At 63.4% G+C, this 268-nt stretch carries 1 pseudogene; it reads left to right on the top strand.

Going from position 1 to position 268, the window contains the following annotated elements:
* Positions 1 to 16: 16 nt before the first annotated feature.
* A pseudogene (locus M2D63_RS25820) lies at positions 17 to 268 on the top strand (metallopeptidase TldD-related protein); the annotation flags it as partial.

Below are 268 nucleotides of genomic sequence, written 5' to 3'. Positions count from 1 at the left end.
CCTCAAGCGTGCCTAGGGCAGCGCGGCATTCGACGGCGATGGCCTGGCGTCCTACGCCAAGCCGTTCGTCGAAAAGGGAGAGCTGGTGTCATATGTGCTGGTCACCTACTCCGGGCGCAAGCTTGGCTTGCCGAGCACCGCCAATGCCGGGGGCGTGCATAACCTCTATGTCACCCACGGTGTCGAAGAACAGGCCGCGCTGATCCGGCGCATGGGCCGCGGTCTGCTTTTGACCGAACTTATGGGCCACGGCCTGAACATGGTCACC

The sequence above is a fragment of the Pseudomonas sp. BJa5 genome, from assembly GCF_030272875.2.
Classification (GTDB): Bacteria; Pseudomonadota; Gammaproteobacteria; order Pseudomonadales; family Pseudomonadaceae; genus Aquipseudomonas.
The sequence above is the reverse complement of the archived record's forward strand: the minus strand, read 5'-3'. Positions and strand labels throughout refer to the sequence as shown.